Consider the following 15452-nt stretch of genomic DNA (forward strand, 5'->3'; position numbering starts at 1 on the left):
GAAATGTTGACAAATGAAATTCTAGAGGAAATTTATCAATTTCGGGAAGCTCATGCTAAATCATTTAATTATGATGTAGCTGCTATGTTTGCAGACTGGCGCAAGAGAGAAGCGGAAAGTGGTAGGGAGTCAGTAACTTTACCTCCGAAGAAGAAGTCTAACAAATCGCTGCACCCGACCGCCTAAGAAGCTTATTATGGCGATCGCTCTATGGTATTTATTGATAATGGTGATAGAGCGATCGCTCAGTTGATATTATTGACTAGATGTTGCTATTGATTAAGATAATCGAGAAAGTGAGGTAATTTGGCGATGAGTATCATCATTTCAGACGAAATCCTACAAGCATCTCAGTTGACCCCAAGCAAGTTTCGCCAAGAAATAGCAATATATATGTTCCAGACAGGTCGATTAACCTTGGGCTATGCTAGCCAACTAGCGGATATGCACCCTAATTCTTTTCGTGAACTCTTGAAGCCGCAAAATATTCCAATCTACTCCTACGATGTTGAGGACTTTGCAATCGATTTGAAAAACCTACGAGAATTGGGACGGCTGTGATTGTCATCAGCGATACATCAGTTATCACGAATTTGGCAGCAATTCAACAATTGCACCTTCTGCCTCTACTCTATAATCACGCTAAAGGAATATGGCAGTGAAAATAAAAGTAAAAAATCTTGGCGCTTTAAAACAAGCCGAATTTACCCTTGGCGACTTGACGATTATTTGTGGCTGCAATAATACTGGTAAGACCTACGCCACTTACGCTCTGTTTGGTTTTTTGTATACTTGGCGGCGGATGTTTTCGATCGACATCAAAGATGACAAGATTGAGCAACTCCTTGCTGACGGCGTAATTCGTCTTGATATACAAGAATATGTCAAACAAGCCGAACAGATTGTTGCTAAAGGTTGCCAAGCATATACCCAGGAATTACCTAAGATTTTCGCAGCACAGCCTGAAAGATTTAAAGAAACAGACTTCCAGGTAAGCCTGGACATCCAAAACATTAGTTTGACACGCAAGTTTGAACTGACGATAGGATCTGCCAATGTCGAAATATTCTCCATGACAAAAAGTGAAGATAGTACAGAATTATTTGTCACTCTGCTAGTTGAGAAAGACAAGGCAAAAATCCCCATTGAGATACTTAAGCGCACCATTGCCGATGCACTGAAAGAGATCGTTTTTGCTGAGCTTATTCCTCGCCCTTTCATCGCTAGTGCCGAACGAACTGGTGCCGCTATTTTTCGTAAAGAGTTGAATTTCGCACGCAATCGCTTGCTTGAAGAAATGGGTCAAGCTAATAACAATATCAATCCAATGGAGCTTTTATTTAAGGTCTATCAAGATTATGCCCTGCCAATAAAAACAAATGTGGATTTTACGCGAGAATTGGAGACAATTTTCAAAAAAAGTAGTTTTATTGCTGAGAATAATCCTGATATACTGACAGATTTTGCTGATATTATCGGCGGTGAGTACACAGTTACTCGCAACGATGATCTTTATTATGTGCCGAAGGGTAAACGGGTCAAGCTTTCTATGGATCAAAGTTCTAGTGCGGTGCGTTCTTTATTAGATATCGGCTTTTACCTCAGACATGAGGCGCAGCTTGGGGATTTACTGATGGTAGATGAACCAGAATTGAACCTACACCCCGAAAACCAGCGTCGCGTCGCTAGACTTTTTGCCCGATTGGTAAACCTCGGCATTAAAGTTTTTATAACTACCCACAGCGATTACATTGTTAAAGAATTGAATACATCGATCATGCTCAACCATGATAAACCTCATCTCAAACGAATTGCTGAAGAAGAAGGTTATCGAAAAGAAGAACTTATCTCTGCTGAAAAAATCAAAGTTTATATTGCGGAAGAGGCATTGATAAAAATAGATGGGAAGACAAAAAAAACTAAATGCCAAACCTTGACACCTGCCGACATTGACCCGGAATTGGGTATTGAAGCTCGCAGTTTTGATACAACTATTGAAACGATGAATCGGATTCAGGAAGCAATAGTCTGGGGTGAGGATTAATGTCTGATATTGCTATCCTCAAAGAGATGATAAAAGAAACCGCCACAGTAGCACTGGAAGAACGACAGGAGGGAAAGCGTTTAAAATATTCAGTCACACTCGAAGAAAAGGATATTTATTCTGTAACGATTGATGGAATGCCAAAATATGATGAGGTGATCATTATCAAGGCAGATACTTTTGTAGCGCCAAGAGACATTTTTAATGGCTCGAAAGGTGAGTGCAAACGCGCAGATTTTGTCATAATTACAGATACTGACAAAGAAAAAATTATCCTTTGCATTGAGATGAAGAAAACGAAAGGCGAGAAGAAGGCAATTATCAAGCAACTTACAGGCGCGCAGTGTTTTGTTGCTTATTGCAAGGAAATTGGCAAAGCATTTTGGCATAAACAGAACTTCCTTGATACTTATAAATATAGTTTCGTCAGTATCGGTCACATCAGCCTTGACAAGAAAAAAACACGCCCTGAACGCTCAACTGACACTCATAACAGTCCAGATCTAATGCTTCGGATTAACTATTCACATCCCCTTCAATTCAATCATTTGATATAGTTGAGGTAATTGGCGATAGTTGCCCCATAACGTTTCCGAGAGGAAGTCGCTAAAAGTCGGAAAGCATCTGGCAATGCTATCCTTTATGTTACCATAATGAATTAATTAACTAACGTGAATCTCCCACTGATCGATCGCGCTAACCAAAACCCAAACAAAATTGCCATTGTCGCCACTGAAGGAACATTTACATATCATAATTTGCTCGAAACTTCTGCTCAAATTGCTACCAAACTTCTGGAAAATGTAGAAGATTTACAAGAGCAGCGAGTTGCTTTTCTCATTCCTTCAGGATTTCAGTATGTCGCTACACAATGGGGGATTTGGCGTGCGGGTGGGGTGGCGGTACCTTTGTGTGTAGGGCATCCAAAACCTGAGTTAGACTATGTTATTGCAGACTCAGGCGCATCAATTGCGATCGCTCATCCAGATTTCGAGGCGGTAGTGGGTCCGATCGCACAAGAGCGAAATTTGCGATTTATTCTGACTTCGGAAACTCTCCCTGAAGTTGGTTTACTCCCAGAAATTGATATCGCCAGACGAGCCTTAATCCTTTATACTAGCGGCACAACTGGTAAACCCAAGGGAGTAGTTACCACACATCAAAATATTCAAGCGCAAGTGACTAGCTTGGTTTCGGCTTGGGGATGGACATCAGACGATCGCATTTTGCACGTCCTGCCGCTTCACCACATTCATGGGATTATTAATGTGCTAACTTGCGCCTTGTGGAGTGGTGCTGAGTGCCATATCCTCAGCAAGTTTGATGCTCAAATAGTTTGCGATCGCATGATTCGTGGTGACTTAACTCTATTTATGGCTGTACCGACGATTTATGTCAAGCTGATTGCAGCTTGGGAAGCCGCAGATAGCGAACGCCAAAAAAGGATATCCGATGGCTGTGCTAAAATACGTCTGATGGTTTCAGGATCGGCAGCTTTACCCGTCCAAGTATTAGAAAAATGGCAAAGTATCAGCGGTCATTTTCTGCTCGAACGCTACGGTATGACGGAAATTGGCATGGCTTTATCTAACTCTTTACATGGTGAAAGATTCGCGGGATATGTTGGCAAACCCTTACCTCAAGTTGAAGTTAGATTAGTGGATGAAAACGGAGATTTAGTTTCTCCGGGAACACCAGGAGAAATACAAGTCAAAGGGCCAGGAGTTTTTCTGGAATATTGGCAAAAACCGGAAGCAACGGTAAAAGCTTTTCGCGACGGTTGGTTTTGCACAGGCGATTTCGCAGTCGTTGAAAATGATAATTACCGTATCCTTGGTCGAATTAGCGTCGATATCATCAAAACTGGAGGTTATAAAGTTTCGGCTTTGGAAATTGAGGAAGTCCTCCGAACTCATCCAGATATTCAGGACTGTGCAGTTGTTGGGGTTACCGATCTAGAATGGGGTGAGAGAGTTTGTGCAGCTTTGGTATTGAAATCAGGAACTAATTTGAGTTTGGAAACTCTCAGAAGTTGGGCAAAAGAACGACTGGCTACCTACAAAGTTCCCACCCAAATTCTTGCTGTTGAAGAACTACCACGCAACGCGATGGGGAAAGTGACTAAGCCTAGCGTGGCGAAGCTATTTCACTCATCCTAATGTCGATCGTGGAATCGTGCAAAGAAGAAAAAGGATTGCGATCGACTAAACACTCTTTTATTAGTAGCCAATAACCCTCAAAGAAATCAGGATTTTTACACTTTTTTTGGGGTTAGCTATTAGGTTTGGTTAAACAGAATTACTTGCTCTTAACCCCTTCTAACTCCTTGCCTTCAGATTGGCTCTCAACTCCCACACCAAACCCTGTATATTGCCTCACCAAAGGTTCATGAAATGCCAAAACAATATCTAATTTTGGTACTCCCAACTTCACTAACTCATCAGCAATCCCAATCTCCGTACCATCATGGTGTATCCAAATTTTCTCACCTTTAATATCCAGATGTAACACACACCCATACATAGGTCTTCGATTCTTCCAACCCGTATGTACAACTTGATAATGGTCGCGTTGAATATCAAAAACTAACTCTGTTTCAGCTTCATCATCGGACTTGCTCAGTTTGGCATACTCACTCAACAACTCTTGGATATAAGTGCGATAGCGTTCTAGTTTTTCCATTCTAAAATTACCTCGTCTACTGGATCGTAAGTAATTAATGTAATTTGAAACCGCTCAACAATAGTTCGGACAAATGGCAGAAAAAAGAATCGGCGATGTACACCGATCGGAACGGCTAAATATAAAATGCGTTCCGGCTCCTGTTCTTCCAAAGCTACCCGATAGTTAATAAATTGTCCCACCGCCGTATGAAATTCAGAAATATTTGATGCACCAATAAAACTTTTAACTTCAACAGCGATTTTTTCCTCTCCCCTTTCTGCGGCCATAACTTTTTCTGCTCCCAAATCAATTTGCATATCAGCCCCACCTGCCTTAATTCTCAGTGGGTCATCCGTAATCACCCAGCCCTCCTTTTCTAAACCCTTCCTAACCGCCCTATGAAAAACATCTTTAGCCATTGAGTCAGTAACCTGATAATTTAAATAAATTATCCCTACTACTTACGAATATAGCAACAAAACCTTTGACTGCCAAGAAATATCTAAGCTAAAAGGCATCCTCGCCTCCGGCGAAAACATCTTAGGCGCACAACCCGGAACCGATAAACCCATCCATAAAAAAAGCACCAGTTGCGCTGCTGCCGTTATTACCGGATTTGCTGCCCTATTTCTGAGTTTACAACAGCAACGCGGCGAACCCCTCAACGTCGAAGCCGTGCGCCAACCTATCCTCAACAGTGCTATTCCCTGCAATCCTGAAGAAGTCGAAGAACCAGAACGCTGTTTGCTAGGAAGGCTGAATATGCCAACTTAAACAGATACTATTTGGAAGGAGGCGACAGTTTTACGAATTTCCTGAAGTTTTTTAACAACCTGTCCGCTGGTAAGTAAGGCTGTTGCTTCGGATATACCGGAGTGCATATCTGGAGAAACGCCTGAATTCCACAGATAAAAACCACCATTCCAGATGGCAGATTGCATCATTTCCGAGGGTTTTCCTTGCAACACGGATTGCACCTGTTCAATTAATTCGGCAGTGGAATCAAGAGAGGGATTCTTGTTACTAAAACCATAATCATTGTGTGCTAAATGCAGGCGTTCAAAGGGCGCGTCAGGCTTAGCAATGCCGATAATGGCGGTGCGATCGCGCGGCAAATCGCCACTTCCCTCTAAACCCTTCACCGTAGTGAAATGCTGAGTTCCCCGCAACGCGAAGGCGTCTCGAAACATATTTTCCGTAGGGGGATGAACAAATCCAGACACAATGTGGGCATCTCCCGCGTAGGGACACCACATCAATTCCATCGTGGAAAAGGGAGGACGCTTGCCAATTTGGTCGCGGTAGGAAACAAATTCAGCTGCTAAATGAAAATGTTGGGGCAAATAGACAAATCCCAGTCCTGTACTTTCAAAAACCTGCTGAGTTTGTGCTAGAGATAATTTAGTCCAATCAATGCCTAATCCCTGCCAGATATCAACCAGGGGTAGACCTTCTTTGGTAGGCATTCGATCGCCTCCGTGCATGATTACTGGCACTCCAGCTGCGGTTAGGATTAAAGCTGTGAGGGGACCGATCGGTGCCGTGCGCGATCGCCCATCATAAGGTATACCCAAAACTACCACCTCTGACTTAAACCGATCGCAGGGTTGCAGTTTTGGCCCCAGTTCGTCATAAGCATCCAGCATTCCAGCTAATTCTTCACCAGTGGGACGCTTGATACGGTGGGCAATCATAAAAGCCCCAATTTGTGCTGGGGTTGCTTCCCCAACCAACATCATTCGGGTTGCTTGGGCTGCTTCCTCTCGACTCAAATCTTCGCCGGTATGCGTACCGCTGCCAACTTTTTTCAGCAGTTCTCTAAAAACTTTGCTCATAGAAGAAGTTCTTGGTTGTTAATTGTTCAGGACTTACTCAGAAAGCCCCCTAACCCCCCGAATCTGAGGGGGACAAGACTTGTTCTCCCCCAGATTTGGGGGCAGGGGGGCGTGAGTTCTGTTGTCATTTGTTATTAGAGTCATCGGTTATTGATTTTCTCTTATCCAATGACTAATGACCGATGACTAATGACTAATGGCTATATTGCAATACTACGAGGTAAAGAAGTGGGGATAGTTGTAGTTGGTGACGCCACCGCTAGCGGTTCGGTTTGGATGCCGATTAACTTGTGAACGAGGTTGCGAAAATGCTGAATTGGTGGAATTAGAATGCGATCGCAACTTGTTACCAATACCACCTGACGCTTTAAAGTTGGTTCGCCAGTCGATCGCACTGCTAGACTTGGATCGTAATGGGCGTCAAAGACGGCTGTTTTGGGCAGTAAAGCGATCGCATCTCCTTGTCGCACCATGCCTCTAAAAGCATCCAACGTATTCAGTTCCAAAACTGCATTCATAGTTGCACCCAGACGCTGAAATTGGTCTTGTATCAAGCGTTGCATCCCATAGCCAACCTTAAACACCACTTGCGGATAACGGGTTATTTCAGACCACGGTACTCGTTCGTACTGCGTAAGCGGATGATTTGCCGCCATCAAAACCTCAATCGGTTCATTGTAAAGCACATCAACGATCATTTCCGGGCTGGCGGTTAAAAAGCGATTATTCATGACAATAGCTACATCGACAAGCCCATCTTTAAGGACTTTCAAAGCGCGATCGCTGCCTAGCGAAGTAACTCGCAATTGTACTGCTGGGTAGTCTTGACAGAACTTCTGCAATACTGGCGGCAAGTTATAAGCGCAGATCGAAGGAATCGCCGCCACACAAAGTTCTGGCTGTTTCCCTGCCAATAACTCTGCTAATTCCTGTGTCGCATTTTCCCACTCCTGGCAGATTTTCCGGGCGCGTGGTAAAAAGCGTTCGCCTCCCAGAGTTAACTTTGCCTGGTTACTCCGGTGAAATAGCGACAGACCCACATCTGTCTCCAGCGACTGAATCTGCCGACTGATCGTGGATTGGGTGACGCCACATTTTCGCGCTGCTTGCTGAAAGCTGCCGGTTTCAGCGATCGCCAGGAATGCCTGCAACTGCTCGACGCGCATGATGATGTAGCCCGCATTACAATTAGGTCTTGCCTCGACCTTAGCCGATCTGCGGCTGCATTTTAGTAGAATTTGATACAACCTGGCAATGGAGAATTGCAGATTTCAGATTGAAGAATTGCAAATCTAAAATTCCTGTAGGGCGATCGCAATTCCTTGTTTGAGTTCCGGCATGAGATTTTTGTCCGCAGCGATCTGGTGTAATTGTGCTAAAGCACTGGGAAATTTTTTGAGGGCAGAGGTGGCGTGCAGCCTTACTCCCAAATCAGGATCTGCCAGCAGATCGATCAGAGGATCTATAGCTTGAGGATTCTTAAGCTGCCCCAAACTCACTGCCATTGCTTGTTTTACGCTGGGATGTTGAGCCGCTTGATGCTGGCATTTCAAAGCGTCGATTAAAATTCCAGCAGCTTGAGGTGCTAAATCCGGCTGTTCGACTCGCCCCAAAACTGTCACGATTTCCTGATATATATCTACTGGCTCAAAGGTAAGTGCTTGTTGCAAATATCCTAAAGCTTTTGGTGTCTCAATCCAGCCTAAAGAACGGACGCAATGCAGTTGCAACGATATTGGTATGTTTGGCTTTAGCAATGCTTGAAATAGCGCATCGGCAGCAGCATCAGTTTTCAGGCGTCCCAGGGTACTTGCAGCAGCAGCGCAAACTTCCAGGTTGAAGTCCGAAAGCAGGGGTACGATTTGGTTGACCAAATCTACTTCTTCCTGTAAGTCAGCTCTTACACCTAAACCGATCGCAGCTTCCCGTCTAACTGGCGCAGCGAAGTCCTTCAAAGCCTGTAGCAGTACGGGGGGTATGCGGGGGTCGTGGAAACTGCTGAGCGCTTCAATAGCAGCCGCACGCACCGACTCTTGCTTGTCGTGGACGACGCCTAAGAGGGGCGTAATTATTTCCGAACGGCGGATATGGGAAAGCGATCGCACTGCTAATAGCCGCGTGTCTTCTTCTGCTAACAAATCCGTCAAAGCTGCAACGGCAGATTGACCCAAATTAGCCAACGCTTCTGCTGCGATACCCGTTAATTCTTCACTTTCGGAGGTTTCCAGGATTTCGACTAAAGCGTTAATTACTTCTGGGCGATCGAACCCTCCCAGTATACGCGCCACGAACCAGCGCAATTCCTCATCTGCTTCTTCGTCTGACAAGATAGAAATCAGAGGAGCTATCGCCTCATTTCCCAAGTTGGGAAACACCTTTGCCACATCCCAGCGTTCTTGAAAATCCCCCGCTTCCAGAATTTCTAAGGCCCAATTTAGCACCTGTTTGCGATCGATCGCCGCCAAATTTTCACTCTCTATAAGCCCCCGGAGGTATTGATTTAGCAATGCCCAGTTTTCTTGTTCTGCTGCAATAGTGGCCTCTTCTACAACCTTCAACATCATCAATTTAGCTCCCCCTTCGACTTAAGCTCAACCATCTTCCTAAGTTATTTAATTATCCAAAAAATCCGCTTATCAGTGGTCAAACATCCGTATTTATCTGCGGTTAAAACCGACGAGTGAATGCAATTATCAAACTATTGCATTGCACCGCAGCGTCAATTAGGAACTTTTTAAGTGCAAGGCGCACTATATTTAAGGATATATTTCTTACCCCCAACATTAACACCCATAAACATAAGATAGTCATTTCCAGGTTCTTTAGGATGGTTTTCTATCCTTTCACCTTCTCCTTGCAAGTTAACATCACTCCGAGCCTTAAATTGGACTTTTCCATCTTCTGATAATTCTAAAACTAGAGCATCAAGTTGCTCCTCATAAATTGCCAAATAAAGTTTCGTACCATCAGCAGAGATACCTTCTGGTACGGTTTGATATGGCAACTGCCACGTTCGCAAAACCTTCTTCATCGTTTCATCTACCAACGCCGCTTCATCTAAACCAAAATCTGCTGGTCGCTTTAGTTGATAGCGTTTACCTTCTGACATTACAACCATTTCTTGTTGTGTCACTTGAAGGATGGGAATTTGCGATAAACATTCACCGCAGGCTCCAGCCCCAGGATTGCGGCTGATAAATCTAAGGGTGATATTTCCCCCTACTAGCTGCGTCATCGCGTGCGAGTAGGTAATTGTTGAAGGTAACGTAATTTGTCTCAATCGCTCAAGACCAATAATTTCACAAACGTCAAACTCGTAATCGAATCCTTTTTCCGCTAGTAATTTATTGGCGTATGCAGCTAATTCTCTGGGAGAGATGTTAAGCTGGTTTTTGATTTTATTACTTACAACATCAAGAATATTTGAAGGGCGTATTATCGGAGCTTGATTTTGCTCTGCTGTCGCCACTAAAGAGATGCTTGGGGAATAATTTAGCGTCAGAGCAATAAATGTGATGCTCCACAGCAGTAATGGATTAATCTTTTTTCTCAACACTGTCGTTCCTCTGCTCTGACTTACATTTACCCAAGCTGCCTAATGGCTCAAATCAGCGGTGGTTAGTATCCCCTCCAATTTCAGATAGTAGCCAGCTCATGCCTTAATATATGAGGATGTACTGGGAAACGCAGACTCGTCAGTTCCCCGCCTTGGTCAAGTTAGTGGCTTACCAGGTTCTTACACTCTGGGCGATCGCATTATAACCCACATTCCGCACCCTCAACTGTCACACATCAACAAAAAAGGATGGAATAGTACGAATGAACTAATTAGAAACCAGAATAAGGAGACTTAATAATAATAAGTAGCGTTAAGCTGAAGAAGCGAGTAGAAAAGAAAATTTTGCGAGCGAGACAGCAGAATAGGAGAACAAGGAAACAAAAAAAGAGTTTAAAAAAAATTTATTACCACAAAAGAAGTGGGAAAATAGCCAGTGCAGGATGGCGGAAATAACTCACCACTAAAAATTGCCAATGATTGCTCTGGAAATCTTGATTTTTACCACTGACAACTGACCACTGACAACTGACCACTGACCACTGACCACTGACCACTTGCACTAGAGACTAGCTATAAAGCATGGCCCGTCAATCCTGCCGAAGGTAAAAATGTCAAAAAAGCATAAGGTCTATGCAATAAATTCATATTTATAAAGATTTTGTAATTAAAGATACGAATTGAAACATATAGTCCCATTAGCTTAATACAAAGAAACAGTCAAATAAAAAAACATAACACTGGCTTAAGGATCGAGCGTCCTATTTAGCACCGAAAAGCCACTTTCAGGTTCTAGCTCTGCACAAGCAAACAAGCGGTCACCAAGAGATGCCGTAGGGAACGAGGGATTATACATGACAAACGCAGCCACAGCAACCGTAAGTCTGAACAAATTTGAAAAATTTAAAGCCGAAAAAGATGGATTAGCAGTCAAAGCCGAGCTAGAAGACTTCGCCAGGATGGGCTGGGAAGCAATGGATGAAACCGACAGAGAGCATCGGCTCAAATGGTTAGGCATATTCTTCCGTCCCGTCACCCCTGGCAAATTCATGATGCGGATGAGACTGCCCAACGGCATCATTACCACAAATCAAATGCGAACCCTAGCCGAAATCGTACAGCGATACGGCTGTGACGGCAATGCCGACATCACCACCAGGCAAAACTTTCAATTGCGCGGTATTCGCATAGAAGACTTACCCGATATTTTCTGTAAGCTGAAATCAGCGGGCTTAACCAGCATCCAATCTGGCATGGATAACGTCCGCAACATCACTGGCTCACCCGTAGCGGGTATTGACGCAGACGAACTCATCGACACGCGGGGACTCTGCTGTCAAGTGCAAGACAGGCTCACCAACAACGGCGAAGGCAACCCCGCTTTTACCAATCTGCCTCGGAAATTTAATATTGCGATCGCCGGATGTCGCGACAACTCCGTCCATGCCGAAATCAACGATATCGCCTTCGTTCCCGCATATAAAGATGGAATATTAGGATTCAACGTCCTAGTCGGTGGCTTCTTCTCCGCCAAACGCTGCGAAGCCGCCGTACCGCTCAACGCTTGGGTTCCACCCAGCGATGTTGTGGGCTTGTGCATTGCTATTTTAGAGCTTTATCGCGATCGCGGTTTGCGAGCAAATCGACAAAAAGCACGCTTAATGTGGCTAATCGATGAATGGGGAATAGACAAATTCCGAGCCGAAGTAGAAAAACAGCTAGCACATTCCCTCCAACCAGCCGCAGAAAAAGATGAAATCATCTGGGAAAAACGCGACCATATCGGCATTTTTTCGCAAAAACAACCAGGTTTGAACTACGTCGGCTTGCACATCCCCGTCGGACGAGTGTATGCCCAAGATATGTTTGACCTCGCCAGAATAGCAGACGTTTACGGCAGTGGCGAAATCCGCCTCACAGTCGAACAAAATGTCATAATTCCCAACATCCCCGACTCTCGTTTAAAAGCTTTCCTAGCAGAACCAATATTGCAGAAATTTTCCATCAACCCAGAACCTTTAAAACGGGCATTAGTTTCCTGCACCGGAGCGCAGTTCTGCAACTTTGCCTTAATAGAAACCAAAAACCGAGCCCTAGAGACAATTCAGGAACTGTCAGCCGAATTATCTCTAACCAAACCAGTGCGTATTCACTGGACTGGTTGCCCTAATTCTTGCGCTCAACCCCAAGTCGCCGACATTGGTTTGATGGGAACCAAAGTCAGAAAAAATGGCAAAACTCTCGAAGGCGTTGACATCTACATGGGCGGCACAGTTGGCAAAGATGCTCATCTCGGCAGCTGTGTCATGAAAAGCATTCCTTGTGAAGATTTGAAGCCTATTTTACAAGACTTGTTAATCCAGCGCTTCGGGGCTCAATTAAAGGAAAAGTAGATCGCGTTGGGAAATTTAAAATTTCAGATTGCAGATTTCAAATTTGTGGGGAAACAGGGAACGGGCAATTTAAAATTTCAGATTGAAGAATTGCAAATTGAATCTAAAATCCAAAATTTTTTCATCCAAAATCGTATAACTCTGCCTCGATCTGTTAAAAAGGATACTTTTCCATCAAGTTTATCCGTGTATATTGCAGTGTCAGGTTCCGGCATCAAGTTTTCGCAAAAGCATTGTGTGACTGCTACGAAGTCACAACCAAAAAATTAACTACCGCCAGGGTGAATGAAAATGACAAGATTTACCAGAAGACAATTCCTTATTACCGCAGGAGCAACCGCAGCCGGTACCCTACTAGCTCACGGCTGTACCTCCAACTCCTCCAATACCGCATCTACCCAGACTTCCAGCCCCACAGCTGCTTCCACCGCAGTACCAGCGGTAAATGTCAGCGCTACCGACACACCAGAAGTTACAACTGCCAAGTTGGGATTTATCGCCCTAACCGATTCTGCACCCCTAATAATTGCCAAAGAAAAAGGGTTATTTGAAAAGTACGGCATGAAGGATATCGAAATCCTCAAACAAGCTTCTTGGCCGGTAACTCGCGACAATTTAGAGACAGGTTCAGCAGGCGGCGGCATTGATGGAGCGCACATCTTAAGCCCCATGCCTTACTTCATGACATTGGGCCAAACTAAAACCAATCAACCTTTGCCTATGTACATTTTGGCGCGGTTGAATACCAACGGTCAGGCAATTTCTGTTGCTAATACTTATAAAGATGTAAAGCTTGGTTTAGACAGCAAAGTGCTGAAAGATGCCTTGACTAAAGCGAAAGCAGCTGGCAAAAACGACCTCAAAGTGGCCAGACCGGATGGTGGTATTCCAGAACTACTCTCTACTACCTTGGCTAAGTGTGCGTCAGAATATCGCTTTGGCGGTGAACCGAGTTTTCAAGGACAGCCCACAGGGAGAACGCCGAGGAATTATAGAACATCACATCGAGCTGGTGGGCTTGCAACACGCAGCGGACAAGCGACCCAGCGAGTTGTCCGGCGGGATGAAACAGCGGGTTGCGATCGCACGCGCCTTAGCCATTCGCCCCAAATTGCTGCTGTTGGACGAACCTTTCGGGGCTTTGGATGCCTTAACGCGGGGTGGTTTGCAAGAACAGTTGATGAAAATTTGTGAGGAAAGTCACGTCACCAGCGTAATGGTTACGCACGATGTAGATGAAGCGCTGCTGCTATCTGACCGAATTGTCATGCTTACCAATGGCCCTCAATCTCACATCGGTCAGATATTGGAAGTTCCCATCCCCCGACCCCGCCAGCGCCTGGAAGTGGTAAATCATCCCAGTTACTACGACTTGCGTAATCAGATGATTAACTTCCTCAACCAGCAAAAGCGGGACAAGAAACGCAAGGCGAAGCAAACAACAGCAAGCAAAGGTGCGGTTTCTGAAGGTTTAGAAAAGCTCAAGTTAGATATTGGCTTTCTTCCCCTCACAGATAGCGCCCCATTGGTAGTTGCTAAAGAAATGGGTTTCTTTAAAAAACATGGTTTAGAAGATGTCAACCTCAGCCGCGAACAAAGTTGGGATGCGATCGCGCAAGGCATCGCATCCGGACGCCTAGACGCCGCCCCAATGGTTGCAGGGATGCCTTTAGCCATGACATTAGGTATGGGTGGCATTACACCTATACATACGATTACCGCCCTCGTCCTCAGTCGCAACGGTAATGCCATTACCTTAAGTAATGAGTTATTTGAACAAGGAGTACGCACCCTTAAAGATTTTAAAAGTGCGATCGCTCGAAGCAAAGATAAAGTTTATACTCTGGGCGTCGTACACGAATCCTCCATGCACAACCTGATGCTGCGTTACTGGCTAGCTTCAGGAGGAATCGATCCAGATAAAGACGTAAATCTGGCGGTGATTTCACCAGAAGATATGGTGAAACACCTCAAGAATGGCAGCATTGACGGCTACTGTGTCGGCGAACCTTGGAACTGTCGCGCTGTCTACGAAGGACTAGGCTTTGTCATCGCCACCGACCTCGATATTTGGCCGGGAAATCCTGAAAAAGTGCTTGGCGTGCGCGAGGATTGGGCAAACCAGTTTCCCCAAACCCATATTGCCTTACTCAAAGCTCTTTTAGAAGCTTGCGCCTACTGCGACGATCGCCGAAATCGCGAAGAAATCCTACAATTGCTTTGTCAGCCTCAATATATCGATACTTCTGCTGAATATATCAGTCCCGGTTTCTTAGGTCACTACAACCGGGGTACTGGTGCGCCAACCCAAGTCCTGCCCAAATTCAACCAGTTTCACTACGACAATAGCAACTGTCCGAGTAAAGGTGAAGGCTTATGGATTTTGACCCAGCTAGCGCGTTGGGGCATTACTTCTTTCCCCAAGAACTGGATCGAAGTTCTAGAACGAGTGCGCCGGGTAGATTTGTTTGGCGAAGCATCACGGCAACTGGGATGGCCCGATATAGAACCCGATCGCGTTCCATTTAAACTCTTTGACGGCGTTATCTTCAACCCCGATGACCCGATTGGTTATCTCAACCGCTTGGAAATTAAACGCAATTTCCAAATTAAAGAGATCGCGATCGATGATTCTCCCGCCAGAAAAGCAGCGTAATATCAATTCTCTAAAATCCTGCTACAAATCCGATCCCCCCTAACCCCCCTTCAAAAGGGGGGAACCGGAATTAAAGTCCCCCTTAAAAAGGGGGATTTAGGGGGCTCGAAACGATCCTTAAAAAGGGGGAACCGGAATTAAAATTCCCCTTAAAAAGGGGGATTTAGGGGGATCTGTAGCATCGGTAGTATATAAGCGATATCCAGAAATTGTCTGTTGTCATCGTTGATTAAATTTTTACCGCAGATGAAGGCAGATGAACGCAGATGAACGCAGATAAGAGGGCGAATTTTTAGGCAAAGGA

At 44.8% G+C, this 15452-nt stretch carries 13 protein-coding genes and 2 pseudogenes; 9 read left to right on the forward strand and 6 right to left on the reverse strand.

Annotated features, from left to right (window positions below):
* Positions 1-3 precede the first annotated feature (3 nt).
* From LAY41_RS21735 to LAY41_RS21755, 5 genes are all read left to right on the forward strand, one after another.
* A complete protein-coding gene (locus LAY41_RS21735; RefSeq protein ID WP_249065516.1) occupies positions 4-186 on the forward strand; it encodes a hypothetical protein in 183 nt (60 codons plus the stop codon).
* A gap of 126 nt (positions 187-312) precedes the next feature.
* Positions 313-561, forward strand: a complete 249-nt coding sequence (locus tag LAY41_RS21740) for a UPF0175 family protein (RefSeq protein ID WP_249102864.1) — start codon at positions 313-315, stop codon at positions 559-561.
* Between the two features lie 91 nt (positions 562-652).
* Positions 653-2044, forward strand: coding sequence for an AAA family ATPase (locus tag LAY41_RS21745; protein WP_249102865.1), 1392 nt, complete (start codon positions 653-655; stop codon positions 2042-2044).
* Positions 2044-2601 (forward strand): hypothetical protein, encoded by a 558-nt coding sequence (locus tag LAY41_RS21750; protein ID WP_249102866.1) that lies wholly within the window; start codon positions 2044-2046, stop codon positions 2599-2601. The genes LAY41_RS21745 and LAY41_RS21750 overlap by 1 nt, the downstream gene beginning before the upstream one ends.
* A 114-nt stretch (positions 2602-2715) precedes the next feature.
* Entirely contained in the window at positions 2716-4203 is a 1488-nt protein-coding gene (locus tag LAY41_RS21755) for an acyl-CoA synthetase (RefSeq protein WP_249102867.1), read from the forward strand.
* A 139-nt stretch (positions 4204-4342) separates the two neighbouring features.
* On the opposite strand, the gene LAY41_RS21760 is transcribed toward LAY41_RS21755, so the two are convergent.
* Together LAY41_RS21760 and LAY41_RS21765 are read right to left on the reverse strand one after the other, a co-directional pair.
* Positions 4343-4726: a XisI protein gene (locus tag LAY41_RS21760; protein ID WP_249102868.1), complete on the reverse strand. Its 384-nt coding sequence runs from the start codon at positions 4724-4726 to the stop codon at positions 4343-4345.
* Complete coding sequence (locus LAY41_RS21765) at positions 4714-5127, reverse strand: XisH family protein (protein ID WP_249102869.1); 414 nt, start codon at positions 5125-5127, stop codon at positions 4714-4716. The genes LAY41_RS21760 and LAY41_RS21765 overlap by 13 nt, the downstream gene beginning before the upstream one ends.
* Positions 5128-5224: 97 nt before the next feature.
* Between LAY41_RS21765 and LAY41_RS32370 the strand changes: the two genes are divergently transcribed.
* Positions 5225-5482: a S8 family serine peptidase gene (locus tag LAY41_RS32370; RefSeq protein WP_338023041.1), complete on the forward strand. Its 258-nt coding sequence runs from the start codon at positions 5225-5227 to the stop codon at positions 5480-5482.
* On the opposite strand, the gene LAY41_RS21775 is transcribed toward LAY41_RS32370, so the two are convergent.
* The 4 genes from LAY41_RS21775 to LAY41_RS21790 all read right to left on the reverse strand — a co-directional run bounded on the left by LAY41_RS21775 (position 5479) and on the right by LAY41_RS21790 (position 10099).
* Complete coding sequence (locus LAY41_RS21775; RefSeq protein ID WP_249102870.1) at positions 5479-6543, reverse strand: anthranilate phosphoribosyltransferase family protein; 1065 nt, start codon at positions 6541-6543, stop codon at positions 5479-5481. The two genes, LAY41_RS32370 and LAY41_RS21775, sit on opposite strands and share 4 nt — an antisense overlap.
* A gap of 200 nt (positions 6544-6743) precedes the next feature.
* Positions 6744-7709 carry a LysR family transcriptional regulator gene (locus LAY41_RS21780; RefSeq protein ID WP_249102871.1) on the reverse strand — a complete coding sequence of 322 codons (966 nt, stop codon included), beginning with the start codon at positions 7707-7709 and terminating at the stop codon, positions 6744-6746.
* 126 nt (positions 7710-7835) lie between these two features.
* Positions 7836-9107 (reverse strand): HEAT repeat domain-containing protein, encoded by a 1272-nt coding sequence (locus LAY41_RS21785; RefSeq protein WP_249102872.1) that lies wholly within the window; start codon positions 9105-9107, stop codon positions 7836-7838.
* A gap of 170 nt (positions 9108-9277) precedes the next feature.
* Positions 9278-10099: a hypothetical protein gene (locus LAY41_RS21790; protein ID WP_249102873.1), complete on the reverse strand. Its 822-nt coding sequence runs from the start codon at positions 10097-10099 to the stop codon at positions 9278-9280.
* Positions 10100-10953: 854 nt separating this feature from the next.
* Here LAY41_RS21790 and LAY41_RS21795 point away from each other — a divergent pair.
* From LAY41_RS21795 to LAY41_RS21805, 3 genes and pseudogenes are all read left to right on the forward strand, one after another.
* Entirely contained in the window at positions 10954-12492 is a 1539-nt protein-coding gene (locus LAY41_RS21795; protein WP_249102874.1) for a ferredoxin--nitrite reductase, read from the forward strand.
* Positions 12493-12783: 291 nt separating this feature from the next.
* Positions 12784-13317 (forward strand): annotated as a pseudogene (locus LAY41_RS21800) (ABC transporter substrate-binding protein); the annotation flags it as partial.
* Between the two features lie 43 nt (positions 13318-13360).
* Positions 13361-15148 (forward strand): annotated as a pseudogene (locus tag LAY41_RS21805) (ABC transporter ATP-binding/substrate-binding protein); the annotation flags it as partial.
* Positions 15149-15452 lie beyond the last annotated feature (304 nt).

The organism is Argonema galeatum A003/A1 (assembly GCF_023333595.1).
In the GTDB taxonomy this organism is placed as follows: domain Bacteria; phylum Cyanobacteriota; class Cyanobacteriia; order Cyanobacteriales; family Aerosakkonemataceae; genus Argonema; species Argonema galeatum.